The organism is Arthrobacter sp. TE26545 (genome assembly GCF_056279005.1).
The window spans coordinates 3795897-3813669 of sequence record NZ_JBWBQM010000001.1 but is presented as its reverse complement, the minus strand read 5'-3'; the positions used below and the strand labels follow the sequence as shown (position 1 = coordinate 3813669).

General features: G+C 66.2%; 19 protein-coding genes and 2 pseudogenes. 15 read left to right on the top strand and 6 right to left on the bottom strand.

Features of this window, described 5'->3' with window-relative positions:
• Window positions 1-72 precede the first annotated feature (72 nt).
• The 3 genes from ACZ9CK_RS17370 (at window position 73) to ACZ9CK_RS17360 (ending at window position 2295) form a co-directional block, all read left to right on the top strand.
• Window positions 73-624: an RNA polymerase sigma factor gene (locus ACZ9CK_RS17370; RefSeq protein WP_426300722.1), complete on the top strand. Its 552-nt coding sequence runs from the start codon at window positions 73-75 to the stop codon at window positions 622-624.
• 153 nt (window positions 625-777) lie between these two features.
• Window positions 778-1302: a hypothetical protein gene (locus tag ACZ9CK_RS17365; RefSeq protein WP_476050597.1), complete on the top strand. Its 525-nt coding sequence runs from the start codon at window positions 778-780 to the stop codon at window positions 1300-1302.
• Between the two features lie 636 nt (window positions 1303-1938).
• Window positions 1939-2295: a hypothetical protein gene (locus tag ACZ9CK_RS17360; protein ID WP_476050596.1), complete on the top strand. Its 357-nt coding sequence runs from the start codon at window positions 1939-1941 to the stop codon at window positions 2293-2295.
• Window positions 2296-2437: 142 nt separating this feature from the next.
• On the opposite strand, the gene ald is transcribed toward ACZ9CK_RS17360, so the two are convergent.
• Complete coding sequence (gene ald, locus ACZ9CK_RS17355; RefSeq protein ID WP_476050595.1) at window positions 2438-3556, bottom strand: alanine dehydrogenase; 1119 nt, start codon at window positions 3554-3556, stop codon at window positions 2438-2440.
• 230 nt (window positions 3557-3786) lie between these two features.
• Here ald and ACZ9CK_RS17350 point away from each other — a divergent pair.
• A pseudogene (locus ACZ9CK_RS17350) lies at window positions 3787-4204 on the top strand (hypothetical protein); the annotation flags it as partial.
• Window positions 4105-5286 (top strand): helix-turn-helix domain-containing protein, encoded by a 1182-nt coding sequence (locus ACZ9CK_RS17345; protein WP_476050927.1) that lies wholly within the window; start codon window positions 4105-4107, stop codon window positions 5284-5286. The pseudogene ACZ9CK_RS17350 and the gene ACZ9CK_RS17345, both read left to right, overlap by 100 nt.
• A gap of 70 nt (window positions 5287-5356) precedes the next feature.
• On the opposite strand, the gene ACZ9CK_RS17340 is transcribed toward ACZ9CK_RS17345, so the two are convergent.
• The 4 genes from ACZ9CK_RS17340 to ACZ9CK_RS17325 all read right to left on the bottom strand — a co-directional run bounded on the left by ACZ9CK_RS17340 (window position 5357) and on the right by ACZ9CK_RS17325 (window position 6886).
• The gene (locus ACZ9CK_RS17340) at window positions 5357-5578 is read right to left on the bottom strand and encodes a hypothetical protein (RefSeq protein ID WP_426300714.1); all 222 of its coding nucleotides are present in this window, start codon (window positions 5576-5578) and stop codon (window positions 5357-5359) included.
• 95 nt (window positions 5579-5673) lie between these two features.
• On the bottom strand, window positions 5674-6096 hold the full coding sequence (locus ACZ9CK_RS17335) for a helix-turn-helix domain-containing protein (RefSeq protein WP_476050594.1): 423 nt from the start codon (window positions 6094-6096) through the stop codon (window positions 5674-5676).
• A 155-nt stretch (window positions 6097-6251) separates the two neighbouring features.
• The gene (locus ACZ9CK_RS17330) at window positions 6252-6554 is read right to left on the bottom strand and encodes a winged helix-turn-helix domain-containing protein (RefSeq protein WP_476050593.1); all 303 of its coding nucleotides are present in this window, start codon (window positions 6552-6554) and stop codon (window positions 6252-6254) included.
• The gene (locus ACZ9CK_RS17325) at window positions 6551-6886 is read right to left on the bottom strand and encodes a hypothetical protein (protein WP_476050592.1); all 336 of its coding nucleotides are present in this window, start codon (window positions 6884-6886) and stop codon (window positions 6551-6553) included. Before ACZ9CK_RS17325 ends, ACZ9CK_RS17330 begins: the two co-directional genes overlap by 4 nt.
• Here ACZ9CK_RS17325 and ACZ9CK_RS17320 point away from each other — a divergent pair.
• From ACZ9CK_RS17320 to ACZ9CK_RS17280, 9 genes and pseudogenes are all read left to right on the top strand, one after another.
• Window positions 6876-7133, top strand: coding sequence for a hypothetical protein (locus ACZ9CK_RS17320; RefSeq protein WP_476050591.1), 258 nt, complete (start codon window positions 6876-6878; stop codon window positions 7131-7133). The genes ACZ9CK_RS17325 and ACZ9CK_RS17320 overlap by 11 nt on opposite strands.
• A 224-nt stretch (window positions 7134-7357) precedes the next feature.
• Window positions 7358-8374 carry a LacI family DNA-binding transcriptional regulator gene (locus ACZ9CK_RS17315; RefSeq protein WP_476050926.1) on the top strand — a complete coding sequence of 339 codons (1017 nt, stop codon included), beginning with the start codon at window positions 7358-7360 and terminating at the stop codon, window positions 8372-8374.
• 67 nt (window positions 8375-8441) lie between these two features.
• Window positions 8442-10121, top strand: coding sequence for an ABC transporter substrate-binding protein (locus ACZ9CK_RS17310; RefSeq protein ID WP_476050590.1), 1680 nt, complete (start codon window positions 8442-8444; stop codon window positions 10119-10121).
• A gap of 187 nt (window positions 10122-10308) precedes the next feature.
• Window positions 10309-11286, top strand: a complete 978-nt coding sequence (locus ACZ9CK_RS17305; protein ID WP_476050589.1) for an ABC transporter permease — start codon at window positions 10309-10311, stop codon at window positions 11284-11286.
• 10 nt (window positions 11287-11296) lie between these two features.
• Complete coding sequence (locus tag ACZ9CK_RS17300; protein WP_476050588.1) at window positions 11297-12310, top strand: ABC transporter permease; 1014 nt, start codon at window positions 11297-11299, stop codon at window positions 12308-12310.
• Window positions 12307-13236, top strand: coding sequence for an ABC transporter ATP-binding protein (locus ACZ9CK_RS17295; RefSeq protein ID WP_476050587.1), 930 nt, complete (start codon window positions 12307-12309; stop codon window positions 13234-13236). The genes ACZ9CK_RS17300 and ACZ9CK_RS17295 overlap by 4 nt, the downstream gene beginning before the upstream one ends.
• The gene (locus ACZ9CK_RS17290; protein WP_476050586.1) at window positions 13233-14294 is read left to right on the top strand and encodes an ATP-binding cassette domain-containing protein; all 1062 of its coding nucleotides are present in this window, start codon (window positions 13233-13235) and stop codon (window positions 14292-14294) included. The genes ACZ9CK_RS17295 and ACZ9CK_RS17290 overlap by 4 nt, the downstream gene beginning before the upstream one ends.
• Window positions 14295-15845 (top strand): glycoside hydrolase family 32 protein, encoded by a 1551-nt coding sequence (locus ACZ9CK_RS17285; protein ID WP_476050585.1) that lies wholly within the window; start codon window positions 14295-14297, stop codon window positions 15843-15845.
• 180 nt (window positions 15846-16025) lie between these two features.
• Window positions 16026-16286 (top strand): annotated as a pseudogene (locus tag ACZ9CK_RS17280) (glycoside hydrolase family 32 protein); the annotation flags it as partial.
• On the opposite strand, the gene ACZ9CK_RS17275 reads toward ACZ9CK_RS17280, so the two are convergent.
• Window positions 16250-16813 carry a glycoside hydrolase family protein gene (locus ACZ9CK_RS17275; protein WP_476050584.1) on the bottom strand — a complete coding sequence of 188 codons (564 nt, stop codon included), beginning with the start codon at window positions 16811-16813 and terminating at the stop codon, window positions 16250-16252. The pseudogene ACZ9CK_RS17280 and the gene ACZ9CK_RS17275 sit on opposite strands and share 37 nt — an antisense overlap.
• Window positions 16814-17030: 217 nt before the next feature.
• On the opposite strand from ACZ9CK_RS17275, the gene ACZ9CK_RS17270 reads away from it, so the two are divergent.
• Complete coding sequence (locus tag ACZ9CK_RS17270; protein WP_476050583.1) at window positions 17031-17663, top strand: hypothetical protein; 633 nt, start codon at window positions 17031-17033, stop codon at window positions 17661-17663.
• The last annotated feature ends 110 nt before the right edge of the window (window positions 17664-17773 follow it).

The window sequence follows — 17773 nt, the reverse complement described above, 5'->3', positions numbered from 1 at the left end:
GTAACAGACGACAGCGCCGTTTCCCGGGTCATCGGACGAGGCGGCAGCGCTGCGTGGGATGGAGGGCCGCGGGTGCTGGACCCTTTGGCTGACGAATACACGCCGACGGTCGGGGAGGACCCCGCACTGTTCTTCACGGCTGCCTACAACAGCTTCTCCGGCCAGGTGCGCGGATACCTTCAGGCCCGCGGCGTCCACGACCCCGAAGCGGTCACCCAGGATGTTTTCCTGGCCTTGTACCCGAAAATCCCATCCCTTCACGGCGGCCTCCAGGGAGCGAAGTCGCTGCTCTTCTCGATCGCACACGCACGCCTGGTGGACCACTACAGAAAACGGGAGCGCGAACCGGCGTTCAGTTCCTTTGAGCCGGAACTGGATGACCGCCGCGCACCGTCGGCCGAGGCACAGGCGTTCGGCCACGGCGAGGGGCTTGGCGTGACCGAGCTGCTGGCGGGGCTCAGGGACGATTACCGCGAAGTGCTGGCCTTGCGGGTCGTGGCGGACCTTTCACTGGAAGAAACGGCGGCCATCATGGGGAAGACGCAAGGGGCTGTGAAGCAGTTGCAGCGCAGGGCCCTGCACGCACTCCGGAAGTGCGCGCTACAAAGGAATGGCAGATCATGAGCGAAAAACCCCGCTAACGACGCTGCCGCGGGCATCGACCGCCTGCTGGCAGAGGCCGGCCTTCGTGACGCGGCGGACCTCCGCGGCGAACTGCTGGAACTCCGTGCCCTGGCCGAAGTCCGCCCGGAGCCTTCGGCGCAACTGCAGGCCCTGATGGTGCCGGGCGCCGTCCTCCGGCACGCGGAGGACCCCGCGACCGACAGCACTGCCGCCGCGCCCGTGGACGAACTGTCCGCGCGCCGCAGCAGGCGCCGCTTGGCGGTCACCGCCGTCGCCGTCGCGGCATCACTCGCGGCCGGTGCCACGGCTGCAGCAGCTTCCGACGGCGGCATCCCGGCTGCCTTGAGCCACCTGGGCGAGGCGGTGGGCACCGTTGTCGCCAAGGTGCTCCCGGCGCCGGCCGCGCCGCCCGCAGCTCCGGCGGCGCCATCCTTCAGCCCGCATCCCACTGAGGCGGCCCACGCCCCGGGCGCAGCCCCGGCTCCTTCCACCACCGCCACGCCGCCCGCCGGGAACCCGGCCCCCGTGACCCCGCATCATTCCGGAAGTTCCGTTGAACCGCGGAAGGACATTCCGGTCATTCCCTCGGAAGGACCGGTCAAAGTGCCTGTGCCCGCGCCCACAGCGCCGGTGCCGGTCCCCTCGCCATCCCTGCCGGAGGTTCCGGCGAAACCCTAGGCCTGTTAAAACAGCAATCGACCGTCCCCAGCGGCTCCCCAGGCTCGTTCTTCGCCCGGGGCCACTCGCCGCTGTGGGCCCCGCGTTGATGTCGTTCTGGAGGTCCAAAACGACGTCTACGCAGGGGACAGTCGATTGTCGTAAGGCTGAAGCTACGCGGAAATCACTGCGCGCCGTGCACAGGAACTCGCCGACGACGACGCCTTCCTGGCGCTCGGGCACGAGTCCGGACTGCGGGACTCTTGACGGGCAAAGGGGCTGAGCGTAGCTTGCACTTGCACCGAACGTAGGGGGCTGGCCTAACGGTGCTTCAGCCCCCTATTGAACGGAGATGCCCCAATGTTCAAGCCCCATCTCGCGGCGGTCCTTGCCTGTGCGGCCGCCTTATTCGTAGGAGTTCCGGGAGCATCGGCGGCAACCGGGGCGCCCCAGTCCTCATCGTCAGCCGATCACAGCGTTGATCCCTCAACCCTCAACCCTCCGGTCCCGGCCGAGTTCAACCCCGTGTGCAAAACAGTCGGTGCGGGAACCATCTGTGATGTGGCGTTCACGGAGCCGTCGTTCTCGGGGGAACCGACAGGAATCCAGTGCGCCGGGCCTGCACCCTTTGAGGTCCTTATCAGCGGAACCAGGTCCGTGACCGGAAAACGCTACTACGACCTGAACGGGGACCTGACCGAGCGACACTTCCGGGACGAAATCCTCGGAACTCTGACGAATCCGCTGACCGGCGCCACCCTCTCCTGGTATGAGCGCAACCGGATCGACCATATCCTCGGAACCCCCGGCGACCCCGGCACAGGGACCGAGGCATTGACCAACCGCTTGCGGATCGCCGGGACGGACGGAACGGTCTTGATCGATGCCGGCCGAACAGTCCAGAACGCAGCGGACGATTCCGCACTTTTCGAAGCGGGACAGCATCCGTTCTTCGAGTACTTCGAGCACGGAGACTCCAGCGCGCTTCAGCCGATCTGCGAGGCGCTTTCCTAGGCCTGCTTAAACAGCAATCGACCGCCCCCAGCGGCTCCCCAGGCTCGTTCCTCGCCCGGGGCCACTCGCCGCTGTGGGCCCCGCGTTGATGTCGTTCTGGAGGTCCAAAACGACATCAACGCAGCAGTCGATGCGGGTGAAGCTAGGCCGAAACCAGCTCGTGCCAGTCGGCCACCAGGGGCAGGCCGTGGGCCTCGGACACCGAGTGGTGTGCCACGTGGCCGGCAGCGATGTTGAGGCCGGCGGCCAGGGCGGGGTCGCGGTCGAAGGCGGCCTTGACGCCCAGGTTGGCCAGGGCCACGGCGTAGCGCAGGGTGACGTTGGTCAGCGCGTAGGTGGAGGTGTTCGGCACGGCGCCGGGCATGTTGGCGACGCAGTAGAAGATCGAGTTGTGCACCTTGTAGGTGGGTTCCTGGTGCGTGGTGGGGTGGGTGTCGGCGAAGCAGCCGCCCTGGTCCACTGCGATGTCCACCAGCACGGAGCCCGGCTTCATGCGGGAGACGAGCTCGTTGGAGACCAGCTTCGGTGCCTTCGCACCCGGGATCAGGACGGAACCGATCACGAGGTCGGCGTCCACCACGGCCTTTTCGATCTCGTAGGCGTTGGAGGCGACGGTCTTCAGGCGGCCCTGGTACTGGGCATCCAGCTCGCGAAGGCGGTTGATGTTGATGTCCATGATGCTCACGTCGGCGCCGAGGCCCAGGGCCATAGCGGCGGCGTTGGTGCCGGCCACGCCCGCACCCAGCACCACGACCTTGGCCGGACGGACACCGGGGACGCCGCCCAGCAGCACGCCCTTGCCGCCGGCCGGGGCCATGAGGGAGTTGGCACCCACCTGCACGGAAAGGCGGCCGGCAACCTCGGACATCGGGGCCAGCAGCGGCAGTGCACGGCCGTCCTGCACGGTCTCGTAGGCGATGGCGGTGACGCCGGAGTTGATGAGCTCCTGGGTCAGCTCGGGCTCTGCCGCCAGGTGCAGGTAGGTGAAGAGGACCAGGCCCTTGCGGAAGCGGTGGTATTCGGCGGCAATGGGTTCCTTGACCTTCATGACCATGTCGGCGCGGGCCCACACGTCATCGGCTTCGGCAACGATCTCGGCGCCGGCGATCGAGTATTCCTCGTCGGTGATTCCGGAGCCCAGGCCTGCCCCGCGCTCCACCAGCACGGTGTGGCCGTGGGTGCGGAACTCGTGAACTCCGGCCGCAGTGATGGCTACACGGAATTCGTTGTTCTTGATCTCTTTGGGGACACCGATGATCATTTTTTGGGCTCCATTGTCGAAAGGCTTGCTGGGCCTTTGTGCGGTGGGGGACTGTGATTCCAGAATAGATCCGCTGTGAGCCACCAGACAGGAAAGCGCCCGACGGCGGGAAGTGACTTCCGCGTGATTCCGGGGTTTTTGCGATTCTTGCCTCGACATTTGTCGAACCGTGGGGCGGCAGGTGTCGCCTGATGTTGGGTGCCCTCCGAACGGCGCTGGCAGGTGTCCGAGGGGTGTCGCGCCCGCGCGCTCTCATGCCGCGCATCATCACCAAGCTGGCCAACGCAGGCTGCCCGCGCAGCACCTCCGGCCTGGTCATCCCACCGGCTACTCCTTCAACCTCGACGGCGCGGGGCGGACCGTCTGATGGATTCGATGCAGGTGGTGGTCAATCTCCTGGGCAACTGCGTGGCGACCTTCGTGGTGGCCAGGTGGGAGGGCAGCTTCGACCGCGAGGCCATGCTGCGTGCCTCCGGGGAGAGAAAGCGGAGCTTTCCCGGCAGTAGTCTTGCTGCATGCAGCAGGACGTGGAACAGCTTGTCGAGGAAGTGGCGCTCAAGCTCGGCCGCGGCCTGTCGCTGGAGGACCTCGACGGCGTGCTGCTCGCCTACAGCTCCAACCAGTCCCACGCCGACCGCGTCCGGGTGAACTTCCTGCTCAGCAAGAAGGTGCCCGCGGACGTGAGCGCCTGGCAGCTGTCGCACGGCATCGCCACGGCGGTGCGCCCGGTGGTGGTCCCGGCCAACGATGAACTGGGCATGCTGGGCCGGGTGTGCGTTCCCTTGCTGGTGCGCGGATTCCGGGTGGGGTACCTCTGGGTGCAGCAGGACCTCGAGGAGCAAAGCGCGACGGCGATCCTCGCCCAACTGCCCGGCGTGCGGAACGAACTGGACCTGCTGGCCGGGCTGCTGCTGGAATCCAACACCGCCGAGTCCGAGTTCCGGCGCCGCCGCGAACGCGAGTTCCTTTCCGCGTGCGAGGGCGAATCGAACGCGCTTGCCGCGGTGGCCGGCTGGAAGGAAATCCAGGGCAAAGCCCCGTGGCAGCTGGTGGTGGTGCTTGACGCCGGAGGAGGCGACGGCGTCGGCGATCCCCTCGCGGCGACCCTCATCCACCGCTCGGCCGCGCTGCAGTCCACCATCGGCGTCGACTCCGTGCTGTTCAGCGCCGGAGCAGAAACGCACGCCGTGATGCTGTTCCGGGAAACCGCCGGACGGGCCGTGCACGCGCAGGTGCTGGTGCACTACCAGCTGGAGCTGGCCAAGCGCTCCGGCCGCGGCGTGGAGCGGCTGATCCTGGGCATCAGCGAACCGTTGCCCGCGATCCGCGGACTCGGCCCCGCCTACCGGCAGGCAAAGCTTGCAGCCCAGGCCGCCGCCGTCGACCCCCGCCTCGGCGAGCTGGTGGACAGCCGTGCCACCGGCGTCTACCAGCTTTTCGACCGCCTGACGGCCCCGGGCGGCTGGGACGACCAGGGCTCAGTGCACTTCGGCACGCTCGAGGCCGCGGACCGCAATGGGGAACTCCTGCCGGTGCTCGAGCTGCTGTATGACAGCGACGGCTCGGTGCAGGAAGTGGCGAAGGAACTGCACCTGCACCGCAGCAGCATCTACAACCGGCTGGCGCGGATCCGGCAGCTGATCGGCGTCGATCCCCTCAACGGGGGAGTCCGGCTGGAACTGCACGCGGCGCTCAAGGCCAGGAGATGGGCGGCGCGGCCGCGGATCTGATCCCGGCCGCGGGCCTGAGGGTTTGGAAGTCTGGGCTCGGCAGAGGAGCTGAGGGCCTGGAGGCCGGGGCTCAGCTGTCGGCGGGGTCGCGGAGCGGGAGTTCGCCGGTTTCCGGCCTGGCCGTGCGGCGCCGGGCAAGCCTGTTGTCCACCCAGAAGGCGACCGCGACAAAAGCCACACAGGCGAACATGAAAGTGGCCACGAAATTCAGTCCCATGAGCGAACCCAAGGGGGCGGCAATGGCCATCGCGGCCAGGCCCGCCAAGATATGCCATCCCTTGAAATTTCGCACGGATTAAGGGTATCGCCGGGGGTGCGGCCCTTTGGCGTGTTCCGCGGGATTGTTGCTTGATCCTTATCACGCCGTCATGTGCGACGGGGCCGGTGTCATGCTTGGCCGGCAGGCTCTTCCGCTGCGGGGCCGGCCGGATCCGCGCCCTTTTTCTGGGCTTTCTGGGTTTCGAGCCAGGCCATGATGGCGCCGAGTCGGATGCGCCGGTGCGTGCCCCGGTACTCCACGGGGATCTCGCCCCGGTCGGTCATATTCCGCAGATAAGTGTGCGAGATTCCCGCAAGCTCCGCCGCCTGTGAGGTGGTGAGCATTTCCTCGACGCTGCTGACGCTCACCGCTTCGCCGCGGCCGAGCCTCTGGAGCATGTCGACGACGGCGTCCCGCGCCGTGGCGGGGAGACGGTGGACGGTGCCGTCCACGAACACCGTGATGTCGTTGCTGTCCTGGAGCGAACGGGCCAGGCCTTGGGCTTCCTCGGCGGGCAGCCCGGGAGTTACGCGGGGGGCTCTCAATGCCATGGCAGAAGCCTATCGGTCCGCTAGGCCCTGAACCGAGCCCGGCAAAGTTGGAAGCGAACAGGGCGGCAGCCCGCGAAGGCGGCCGGACTATTCAGGCCGTGGGGCGCCGCGGGGTCCCGTGCTGCCCGGGGGGCGGTCCGTGAAACAGCCCGGGCTCAGCCGCCCGCAATTTCCCGCAGGACCCTCAAATGCTCGGCCCATGCCTCGCGCCCGTCGGGTGTCAGACTAGCCGAGGTCCGCGGCAACTTGCCGGCAAAGCTCTTCTTGATTCTCACGTACCCGGCCTTTTCGAGGAGGGACAGTTGTTTGCTCAGCACCGAATCACTCACCTGGATGGCATCCCGGATGTCTTTGAAATCGAGCATTTCGGCATGTGCAAGCGCGGCCATGATGGAAAAGCGGACCGGTGAATGGACAAGCTCGTTGAGCCCATGGCGGGGATGGTCTACGGCGCTCATGCGCGCAGCTCGCGGAACGCCGCGGCCAGGCCGACGGCGGCCAGGAAGATGGCAGCAGGGACGTAGAACCACAGGTTTCCCGTGGGGAAGAATATGGCTCCCAGAATCAAGGCTGCGCAATAGAGCGTGAAGTAGGCAAAGAGGGAGGTCAGGAACCGCCGGGTGAATCCGGCCTTGGCGGATTTCTGGAACATCGGCCAGATGCTTGCCGTCGCGGCTCCCCAGATGCCTGCGGATACGGCCAGCAAGGGTGCGCCGTAACCGGTGTGGGTGACGATCTGCATGCCAATCATCAGGAAGGAACCAATGATGGCCAGGCTGGTGAAGACCATCGCCGCAGGCCAGGCGGCTGAACTGGTGGAAATGGATCCGATCGAGTCGGCCTTTGCTAGTAGCTCCCGCGCACTTTCCGGAGACAAGCTACCTGTCGTTTCGTCCATGACGTTCCCCCTGTTGTTTGTGTTCAGTGCGACGATTCTAGGAAAGTACTTTCCAATACGTCAAGTACTTTCCATTGTTCCCGGCCCCGCCTGGATGGATTGGACCGCATTGGGAAACTTCCAGGAAACTCGTCGTTGACACCTTCGACTAACGCGCGTAACCTAAATCACACGCTCCAAGGTAACGCGCGTTACCTACGCAACCTGGAGTGGCAACCAGAGCAAGCACAGGCTTTGTTCGACGAAGAGCAAGTGGAGCGTTCAATGGCGAGAAGCACCGCCGAGGGCAAGGCCGGCAAGACCGCGAAAGCCGCGGGCAAAGCCGCTAACGTGTCAGGCAAGCCCCGGCAGCGCGGGGTCACCATGACAGACGTCGCCCGGCACGCCGGGGTTTCCCGCACCACCGTCTCCTTCGTCCTGAGCAACCGCGCGAATGCGGGCATCTCCGAGGAAACCCGGAACCGCATTGCCGAGGCCGTCCTGGAACTCGGGTACCGGCCAAACGCCGGCGCCCGCGCCCTGGCCTCGCAGCGCAGCGACTGGTACGGCATCGTCACCGAGATCGTTACAGCCCCGTTCGCCGTGGACATCATCAAGGGAGCCCAGGATCAGGCCTGGCTGGACCGCCGCTTCCTGCTCATCGCGCCCTCCGATCAGGCCGATGCCGTAGGACCCAACCAGGGCCTGGAAGATGCCGCCTTTGAAAAGCTGCTGGAACAGCGGGTGGAGGGCGTTCTTTACGCTGCGACATTCCACCGGGGAGTGCACGTTCCGAAAAGTGCCAACGAGGTTCCCACCGTCCTCATCAACTGTTTCGACGCCGACGGCAAACTCCCCTCGATTGTCCCGGACGAACACGCCGGGGGACGGGTCGCCGTCGAACGTTTGCTCCAGGCGGGACACACCCGTATTGGTGTCATCAACCTGGATCCGGCCATTCCGGCCGCCGTCGGACGCTTGGCGGGTGCCCGCGAAGCACTCTCCGAGGCCGGGCTGGATCTGGATCCGGAACTCGTCGTCTCGGGTTACGCGACGGCGGACGGCGGCTATGCGGCCGCCTGCACGATTCTTGACCGGTACAAGGAGGGGGAGGGCCGGCCGACGGCCCTGTTCTGCCTCAACGACCGGATGGCGATGGGCGCCTATGACGCCATCAAGGAACGGGGACTGACCATCCCCGGAGACATCGCCGTGATCGGCTTCGACAACCAGGAACTGATTGCGGCCTACCTCAGGCCCAAGCTGACCACGGTTGCGTTGCCCTTCGAAGAAATGGGCGCCCTGGGCGTCCGGACGCTCGCAGCTCTCACAGCAGGACAGCCGATCGCTGCCGACCAGCAGCTGGTCGACTGTCCGCTGCTTGAACGTTCTTCAGTCTGACCGCGAAATCACTACTGAAGATCTGCCCCACCCCACCTTTCAGCAAGACAGGAATGAGATATCCATCATGACACAATCCCGGTTTCTGAGGTCCGCGCGCATCACTGCCGCCGGCCTGGCCGTGGGGGCGTTGCTCCTCACAGGCTGTTCGGCCACCGCAAACAAGCCCGCCGGTTCCTCCGGCGCGGCTGCGGACCAGAACGCGCTGCTCACCATTCCGCGCGAGGACATGAGCACGTTTGACCGCAACTTCAACCCGTTCGCCCCCACTGTGACCCCGATGGTCCAGCAGGCAATTTACGAGCCACTGCTCATTTCCAACCCGCTCAAGGGCGATGCCGTGCCTTGGCTCGCCACCAAATGGGAGGTGGCCAAGGACGGCAAATCCATCACCTTCACCTTGCGCGACGGCGTGAAGTGGTCCGACGGCAAGCCGCTCGTGGCCGAGGACGTAGTACTGACGTTCCAGTTGCAGAAGAAGATCAAGGGCGGCTTCGAATACCTGAAGGAGGTCGCGGCCGAGGGAAGCAACAAAGTTACCTTCAGCTTCAACACGCCGTGGTCGCCGGCCCTCTACGAAGTTGGACAGCTCCCCATCCTGCCCAAGCACGTCTGGTCTGCAGTGAAGGATCCCGGCAAGGATGCCAACTCCAAGCCCGTGGGCACCGGTCCGTACACCGAAGTGGAGTCCTTCCAGGCCCAGTCCTTCGTATTGAAGAAGAACCCCAACTATTGGCAGCCGGAAAAGCAGAAGATCGCCGGGATCAAGATGCTGGCCATGTCCGGCAACGATGCAGCCAACCTCGCCGCCGCGAACGGCGACGTCGACTGGGCCACGCAATACATTCCGAACATCGAGAAGACCTTCGTCTCCAAGGACAAGGAACACCGCCACTACTGGTTCCCGCCCACGGGCGCCATGATCAACTGGCAGCTGAACACCACCAAGGCCCCGTTCAACGACCCACAGGTCCGCAAGGCGCTCAGCATGGCCGTTGACCGCGACCAGGTCACCAAGATCGGCATGAGCGGCTACGCTCAGCCCGCCGACTGTACCGGACTCTCCGGCCATTACGAGGGCTGGAAGAACCCCGCGGTCAAGGACAACTGCAGCTGGACCAAGCTCAACGTGGAGGAAGCCAACAAGCTGCTGGATGAGGCAGGCTACGCCAAGGGCGCCGACGGCAAGCGCACCCTGAAGGATGGCAAGCCCTTCGAGTTCAAGATTTCCGTGGGCGCCAGTTCCTCCGACTGGCTCTCCGTTGCCAACGTGATCTCCCAGAACCTGCAGGCCGTGGGCGTCACCGCCAAGGTGGACTCCCCGGACTGGGCCTCTGTGGTAGCCGGCTACGAACAGGGCACCTTCGATTCCGGCATCGTCTGGAGCGCGAACGATCCCAGCCCGTATAAGTACTTCAACAACTCCATGGGCACCGCCTCGGTGAAGCCCGTCGGGACCAAGACCTTCGACAACTACCACCGCTTCGGCGACCCCAAGGCCGACGCCCTCCTGAAGGAATTCGCCGCGAGCGGTGATGAAGCCAAGCAGAAGGACATCGCCTACAAGCTCCAGGAGGAGTACAACGAGGTCGCACCGCTGGTGCCGCTCTTCTCGGGCCCGGAATGGGGCGCCTACAACGACACCCGCTTCACCGGCTGGCCTAGCGAAGAGAACGCCTACGCAACCCTCTCGGACCGGTCCGCCACGACGGTGCTTGTGCTGACCACGCTGGAACCGCGCAAGTAATCCCCACCCGGTTCCCTGGCCTTGCTTCGCTTCGGCCAGGGAACCCGGGCGGAGTGGGCCCGTTCCCCTGCCTGCCCGGCGGCGCTGCAACGCTGTTCCCAGCAACGCCGCCGGGCGGCCACCATCTCTTTTCCGGCCGTGGCCTCTCACGGTTCCGGCCGCCGCAATTCCCGAATGGAGGGAAACCGTGCGCTTCATCCTGCGCCGTTTAGGTTTCTACCTGATCGCCTTCTGGGCATCCATCACACTGAATTTCCTGCTCCCGCGCTTCATGCCCGGTGACCCTGTCTCGCGCATGTTTGCCCGCACCCAGGGCAAGATGCAGCCCGAACAACTGGAGGCGCTGCGCAAGCTCCTCGGCGTCGACGACCGTCCCATCTGGGAGCAGTACGCCGATTACCTGCACAACATCGTCACTGGCAACATGGGTGTTTCCATCTCCCGCTTTCCCACGCCCGTCACCGAGGTCATCGCCTCCCAGATCGGCTGGACCCTCCTGCTCGGCGGGACCGCGCTGGTGATTGCCGCCGTCGTGGGCAACCTGCTGGGCATCCTGGCCGCCTGGCGGCGCGGCGGCGCGATCGACTCGGCCCTGCCGCCCCTTCTGATCTTCATCGGCTCCTTCCCGTACTTCTGGCTGGCGATGGGCGCGCTGTACCTGTTCGGCGTGATCCTGGGCTGGTCCCCGTTGCGCCATGCGTTCAGCGACGGCCTGGAACCGGGCTTCAGCTGGGAGTTCATTTCCGACGCCGGTGCGCACCTGGTGCTGCCCGCGTTGACGATCGTGCTCGTTTCGGTGGGTGGCTGGATGCTCGGCATGCGCAACACCATGATTGCCACCAACTCCGAGGACTACATCACCATGGCCGAGGCCAAGGGCCTTAGGCCGAGCCGCATCATGTTCCGTTACGCCGCCCGCAACGCCATGCTGCCCTCCGTGACCAGCTTCGGCATGAGCCTGGGCTTCGTCGTAGGCGGTGCCCTGCTGACCGAGGTGGTGTTCGCCTACCCGGGCGTGGGCTACCAGCTGCTGAACGCCGTGCAGGGCCTGGACTACCCGCTCATGCAGGGCTTGTTCCTGACCATTACCGCTGCCGTGCTCCTGGCCAACTTCCTGGTGGACATCCTCTACGTCCGCCTCGACCCGCGTGTACGCAGCAACTAGGGGATCGATCATGACTACTTTCATTGAACCCTCACCTTCCGCGCCGGAAACCGGTGGGGAAAGCCCGACGGCGGCACCCGCCTCCGCTTCTGAATCCCGCCTGGCCGGCAAGTCGCCCCACAAACCGAAGCAGGGCCTGGTCCACGGTCTACTCACCAACACCAAGGCCATGGTGGGCGCAAGCATCCTGCTGGTGTTCATCGCTTTGGCGCTACTGGCTCCGGTCCTCTTCCCCGGCGATCCCTCCCGTATTACGGACATGGCGTCGCTGGAGCCCTCCGCCGAACATTGGCTCGGCACCACCGCCAAGGGCCAGGACGTCATGGCACTGACCGTCCACGGCTCCCGCAGTTCGCTGCTGGTGGGCCTCACCGTGGGCTTCGCGTCCACCTTCGTGGGCATCCTGGTGGGCCTGGCTTCGGCATACTTCGGAAAGTTCATCGATGAAGCGTTGTCCCTGGTCACCAACGTGTTCCTGCTCCTGCCCGGCCTGCCGCTCCTCGTAATCCTGGCCGCCTTCCTCCCGCCGGGCCTCGGCACCGTGATCGTCGTCCTGACCATCACCGGCTGGGCAGGGTCTGCCCGGGTGCTGCGCTCGCAGGCGCTGTCCATCCGGTCCAAGGACTTCGTGGCCGCAGCCGTGGTGTCCGGTGAACGCGCCGGCCGGATCATGTTCCGGGAAATCCTGCCCAACATGGCCTCGATCGTGATGGGCACCCTGCTGGGCTGCGTCATCTACGGCATTGGCGCCCAGGCCGGCCTGGAGTTCCTGGGCCTGGGCGATGTCAGCACCGTCTCCTGGGGCAACAACCTCTTCTGGGCGGGTAATGAAGGCGCCCTGCTCACGGGCAGCTGGTGGGTGTTCGTGCCCTCGGGCCTGTGCATCGCCCTGGTGGCCTTCTCCCTGGCCCTCATCAACTACGCCGTGGACGAGGTCACCAACCCCCGCTTGCGCAAGATCAAGCCAGCGAAGCCCGCCGCCGTCGTCGTCGGATCAACCACCGGAAGGAGCGCCGCGAAATGACCGTCTCCCAAGTCTCCTTCGGCTCCCACGAGCCCGTCTTGGAGGTCAAGGACCTCACCGTGAAGTACGTGGGCGATACCCGCTCCACCACCGCCGTCGATCGTGTTTCCTTCAGCATCGGCACCGGCGAGATCTTCGGCCTGGCCGGTGAGTCCGGCTGCGGCAAGTCCACCATCGCCAACTCGATCATGCGCCTGCTCAAGGACCCCGCGAAGATCGCCGGCGGGAGCATCCGCTTCGGCGGCAAGGACGTGCTGGCCATGAGCCCGGAGGAGCTGCGCCGCTTTCGCTGGCAGGACGTGGCCATGGTGTTCCAGTCGGCCATGAACTCGCTCAACCCGGTGCTGACCATCGGCGAGCAGATCACGGACATCTACAGCACCCACGCCGGCTACTCCCGCAAGGAATCCCTGCGCCGGGCCGCGGAACTGCTGGAACTGGTGCGGATCGATCCCGTACGGCTCAAGTCCTACCCGCACCAGCTTTCGGGCGGCATGCGCCAGCGGGCCGTGATCGCCATGGCCGTGGCCCTAAAGCCGTCCCTGCTGATCCTGGACGAACCCACTACCGCGCTGGATGTGGTGGTGCAGCAGGAAATCATGGCCCAAATCAAGGAACTGCAGCACGAACTGGGCTTCTCCGTCCTGTTCATCACGCACGACATGTCCCTCATGGTGGAGCTCTCGCACCGCATGGCCGTGATGTACGGGGGCCGGATCGTGGAAACCGCGAAGGCCGCGGAGATCCACACCGCCCCGCAGCACCCCTACACCCAGGCCCTGATGGGCGCGTTCCCGCCGCTCACTGGCCCGCGCGTCCCGCTCACGGGACTGGCCGACGGCGTGAAGTTCCGCGACATCCCGGACCTCGCCGAGTTCTCGCCCGGCCACTTTGTGGCACCAGTTTTCGAAGGAGCCTCCCGATGAGCAGCACCAGCCTCGCCGCCTCGGCGGCGGCCACCGGCGCCACCGGAACCACCGGCCCGGCCTTGGAAATCCGCGGCCTCAGCAAGACCTTCCCCATCGGCGGGCTGTTTTCGCGCAAGGCCGTCCGGGCCCTGCACCAGGTGGACCTGAGCCTAGGCCGCGGCGAAATCGTGGCCTTGGTGGGAGAGTCCGGTTCCGGCAAGAGCACCCTGGCCCGCTGCGTGGCCAGGCTCGAAAAGCCGAGCTCCGGGGAGATCCTGCTGGACGGCGTCGACGTCCTCAAGCGGGACCGCTTCCAGGCTTCCCGGGAGTACCGCTCCCAGCTGCAGATGGTGTTCCAGGACCCCTTCGGCTCGCTCAACCCGGCACACCGGATCGAGCACTTCCTGCGCCGCTCCCTCGCGATCCACGGCAAGGCCGGCTCCGCCGCCGGAACGCAGCAGCGGCTCGAGGAGCTCATGGCCACCGTGGGCCTGCAGCCGGACATGCTCAATTCCTACCCGCACGAACTCTCCGGCGGGCAGCGCCAGCGCGTGGCCATCGCCCGGGCGCTGGCCGTGGAACCCCAGGTGATCCTCGCGGACGAGCCGACCTCCATGCTGGACGTTTCCGTGCGGATCGGGATCCTGAACCTGATGCGCAAGCTCCGCGACGAGCAGGGCATCTCGATGCTCTACATCACCCACGACCTCGCCTCCGCCCGCTACCTCGCGGACCGCACGGCAGTGATGTTCGCCGGGGAACTCGTGGAGGAAGGCGAATCGCTGGACCTCCTGGCCAATCCGGCCCACCCGTACACGCAGCTGCTGGTTTCCGCGGTGCCGGACCCGGCCCGTTCGGGCTCCTACGATCCCGTCCGCAGGGCCGAGCTGCGCGCCGCGGTGATGAGTCCGGCGTCGTGCGCGTTCGACGGCGACCCCGAGCAGCCGTGCTCCGCCGAGCAGCCCGTCCGGCATCGCGTGGGCGATCCCGAAAACCGCCACTGGGTGCGCTGCCACCTGTACCGTCCCGCCGCCGGCTCCGCCGGCCACGCCCTCGAAGAAGCCAAGGTCTCCTGAATGACTGAACTGACCCACCCGCTCGCCACCGTTCCCCGCGGGGAACTCGTGGCCCGCGCCGAAGCCGACCCGCACCGCCCCCGCTTCCACTTCGTTTCCCCGGCCGGCTGGCTCAACGACCCCAACGGCGTCAGCCAGTGGAACGGCACGTACCACCTCTTTTACCAGTACAACCCGGAGGGCGCCTTTCACCACCGCATCCTCTGGGGCCACGCGGTCTCCACGGATTTGGTCCGCTGGGAGGACGTGCCCGTGGCGCTGGAGCCGGGTGCCGGGCCCGATTCGCCCGATCGGGACGGCTGCTGGTCCGGTGTCCTGGTGAACGACGGCGGCACGCCCACCCTGGTGTACTCCGGCCGGCACGGCGAGCACGAACTGCCCTGCGTAGCAGTGGGCTCGCCTGACCTGCTGAGCTGGGCGAAGGCCCCGGAGAACCCGGTGATCGCGGCCCCGCCGGCCGGCGTCGACATCACCGCCTACCGCGACCACTGCGTCTGGCGGGAAGGGGAGAAATGGCGGCAGCTGGTGGGCTCGGGCATCCGCGGCCGCGGCGGCACGGCGTTCCTGTACGAGTCCGCGGATCTGCGCTCCTGGGACTACGTGGGCCCGCTGTTCATCGGCGACGCCTCGGGCGACCCGGAGGCCACGGACTGGACCGGCACCATGTGGGAATGCGTGGACTTGTTCCGTGCGGCCGCGGGCACCCTGGGCAGTCCTGGCGGCCCGGGGGAGGACGCGCTGGTCTTCTCCGCGTGGAACGACGGCGACACCCGCCACCCGCTGTACTGGACAGGCCGCTACTCCGGGGACACATTCGAGCCCGCCGCCCTGCACCGGCTCGACTACGGCGGCCGCTACTTCTACGCCCCGCAGTCCTTCCAGGACGAATCCGGCCGGCGGATCATGTTCGGCTGGCTGCAGGAAGGCCGCCCCGATGAAGCAGCCGTGGAAGCCGGCTGGTCCGGCGTGATGAGCCTGCCCCGCGTCACCACCCTGGCCGCGGACGGCACGCTGTCCTTCGCGCCGGTGCCCGAACTGGAACGGCTGCGCAGCGGACATGTCCAGCTGCCGGGACGGGTCCTGGTGGGTGCGGGCGCGACCGTGGAGACCGGTGTTTCCGGAAACCAGCTGGATATGGAACTCGAGCTGCAGCTGTCCGCCGGTTCCGTGGTGCGGCTCGGACTGCTGGGTTCGGACGACGGGCGCGAGGAAACCGTCGTCGAACTGGCCCTGGACGCGGACGGTTCCTCCGGAACGCTGCGCCTGGACCGTACCCGCAGCAGCGTGGCCGCCGAAGAGGAGGGCCTCGACACCGAGCCGAAGGAGGGCCCGGTCACCATGCCCGAGGGCCGCGTCTCGCTGCGCGTCCTGGTGGACCACTCCGCCGTCGAGGTCTTCGCGAACGGCAAGCCGCTCACCGCCCGCGTCTATCCGGCGCTCGGCGGGGAAGCCGTGAGCCTCGCCGCCGCGGCCGGCACCGCGCGGCTGGTGTCCTTCGATGCCTGGACCATGGGGGAGATCTTCGGAGGCGAGCGCGTCCTCTTCCCCTAAACCTAGGGGCCGACCCTCAGTACCTTTTCCAAGCCCATACCTGATGCAGGATGAGGGCGTGCTGACCCCGGCACTCACACGATTGGGCCCGTGGTCCATGTGCCGGAGCGTGGCAAGTCCCCGCTGAATCAAGACCTACTCGTATGGCAGCACCCAGACTGCCCAGAACAAAGGGATCTCATGGAAGATACACCCGCTGACTCCCGTCATGCACTCCTTACCGAAACCGGTGCGGTCGCGCTCGGCGGATCGCTCGACACTGCATCAGGCGACTCACCCTCGAAGGGATCAGCCGGGATGCGCCCGATCTATCACTTCAGCGTGCCCGACAATTGGAAGAATGACCCGCAGCGCCCCATCTACCTTGACGGGGAGTACCACTACTACTACTTGTACAACGCTGACTACCTGGATGGCGGCGCGGGGACACGGAATTCGTGGAGCCCAGGACCAGGGTTCGTCATCGCCGGAGTGGTGGTCGAGTATGGCGTGAAGGTCGCTCCGCCGTCGGTGGAGTAGTACACCCACTGATCGGTCGCGTTGGTGGGGCCCTCATCGACGGAGACGAGCGCCACGAGCGCTCCTGCACCGAATCCCGCCGTGTTGTTCGTATCGATGACGATCGATCCTGCCATAGGCGAGCCGAAGCTTGTCCCCTCAGGGATGGCAATACCCCCGTCCTTGTATACGACGTTGTCGGTCGTAGTCGCATGACGCCAAGCCGTCTGGGTTGAAACGCCGTTGTAGTCGGCGTCGTACAAGTAGTAGTAGTTGTACTCCCCGTTGAGGTAGACAGGGCGGATCGGGTCGTTCTTCCAGTGATCAGGAACGGAGAAGTGGTACTGCGGGCGGTATTGCTCGGCATCCGGGTTGTCAGCGTGGGCCGCCAGGGGGCTAAGCCCCGTGGAACCTATCACGCCGGCGAGAGCGCCGACCCAGAGAGGTAGGACGCGAGATTTCCATTTCATGATTAAGCAACCCCCATTGATTAACGCGCGTTACTAACGCGCGTTAACATAGCCCATCGTCGCATCTTTGGGAAGAGTGGTGGTGCGATTGGCAGACTCGCGCTCGACGAGCCGGCCCCGGCACGCCGAGCCCAAGAACGCCGTGAAACACTGCGCCCATCTCTCGGGAACGGGAGCGCGACAGTCGTGAGAGCCGACCTTAAGCGCTGCACGGCTGGTGTCCGTCAAGGTCCACCAGCTTTCGGACACGGCGCGGATGACCTCCGCGGCGCCGTTTGCCCCGCTGCCCGCCGCCACCGGAAGCGCCCGGCCCAACCTGGGTGCGTACACGGTGGTGCCCGGCGGACGCTGGGAAAGCACGGGCGCCGGGTTGGCCGGAACCTTCGACAAGGACTCGACGGCGATGAGTCCGGCGTCGTTCACGGATGTGCGGGTCCAGGCCGCGGTGCGCTTCAGCGGTGAACCCTTCGCCGGTGCCATGCGCAACCGCGGCCTCGCCCCGGAACACGGCTACGGCGGTGCGGGCTCGGTGCTGCTGCGCTCTTCCGCGGACGGCTCGAGCGCGTACTACGTGAATCTGGACCCGAACCTGCGCGAAGTCCGCGTGTTTTTGCTGGTCAACGGGGTGTTCAACCCTGCGACGGGCATCCTGGCGAAGGTCCCGCTGGCCCTCTCGCAGGGCGTGAGCTACCAGCTGGACACGGCGATCCAGGGGAACCGGATTACCGTCTCCGTGGATGGCGTGCAGCTGATCGACATCACGGACGCGCAGTTCAGCTCGGGGAAGGTGGGCGTGAACGTCTTCGACGGCCGCGCCGCCTACCAGGACCTCGTCGTCACGCCGCTCTGAGCCGGAGGTAGAAGTCCCGCCGGCCCGGGTTTCGCCCGCTGAAGCGTTGTTTGCCCGCCCAAATTTGAGCGGGCAAACAACGTTTCGGCGGGGCAAAACGCGCTAGCCGA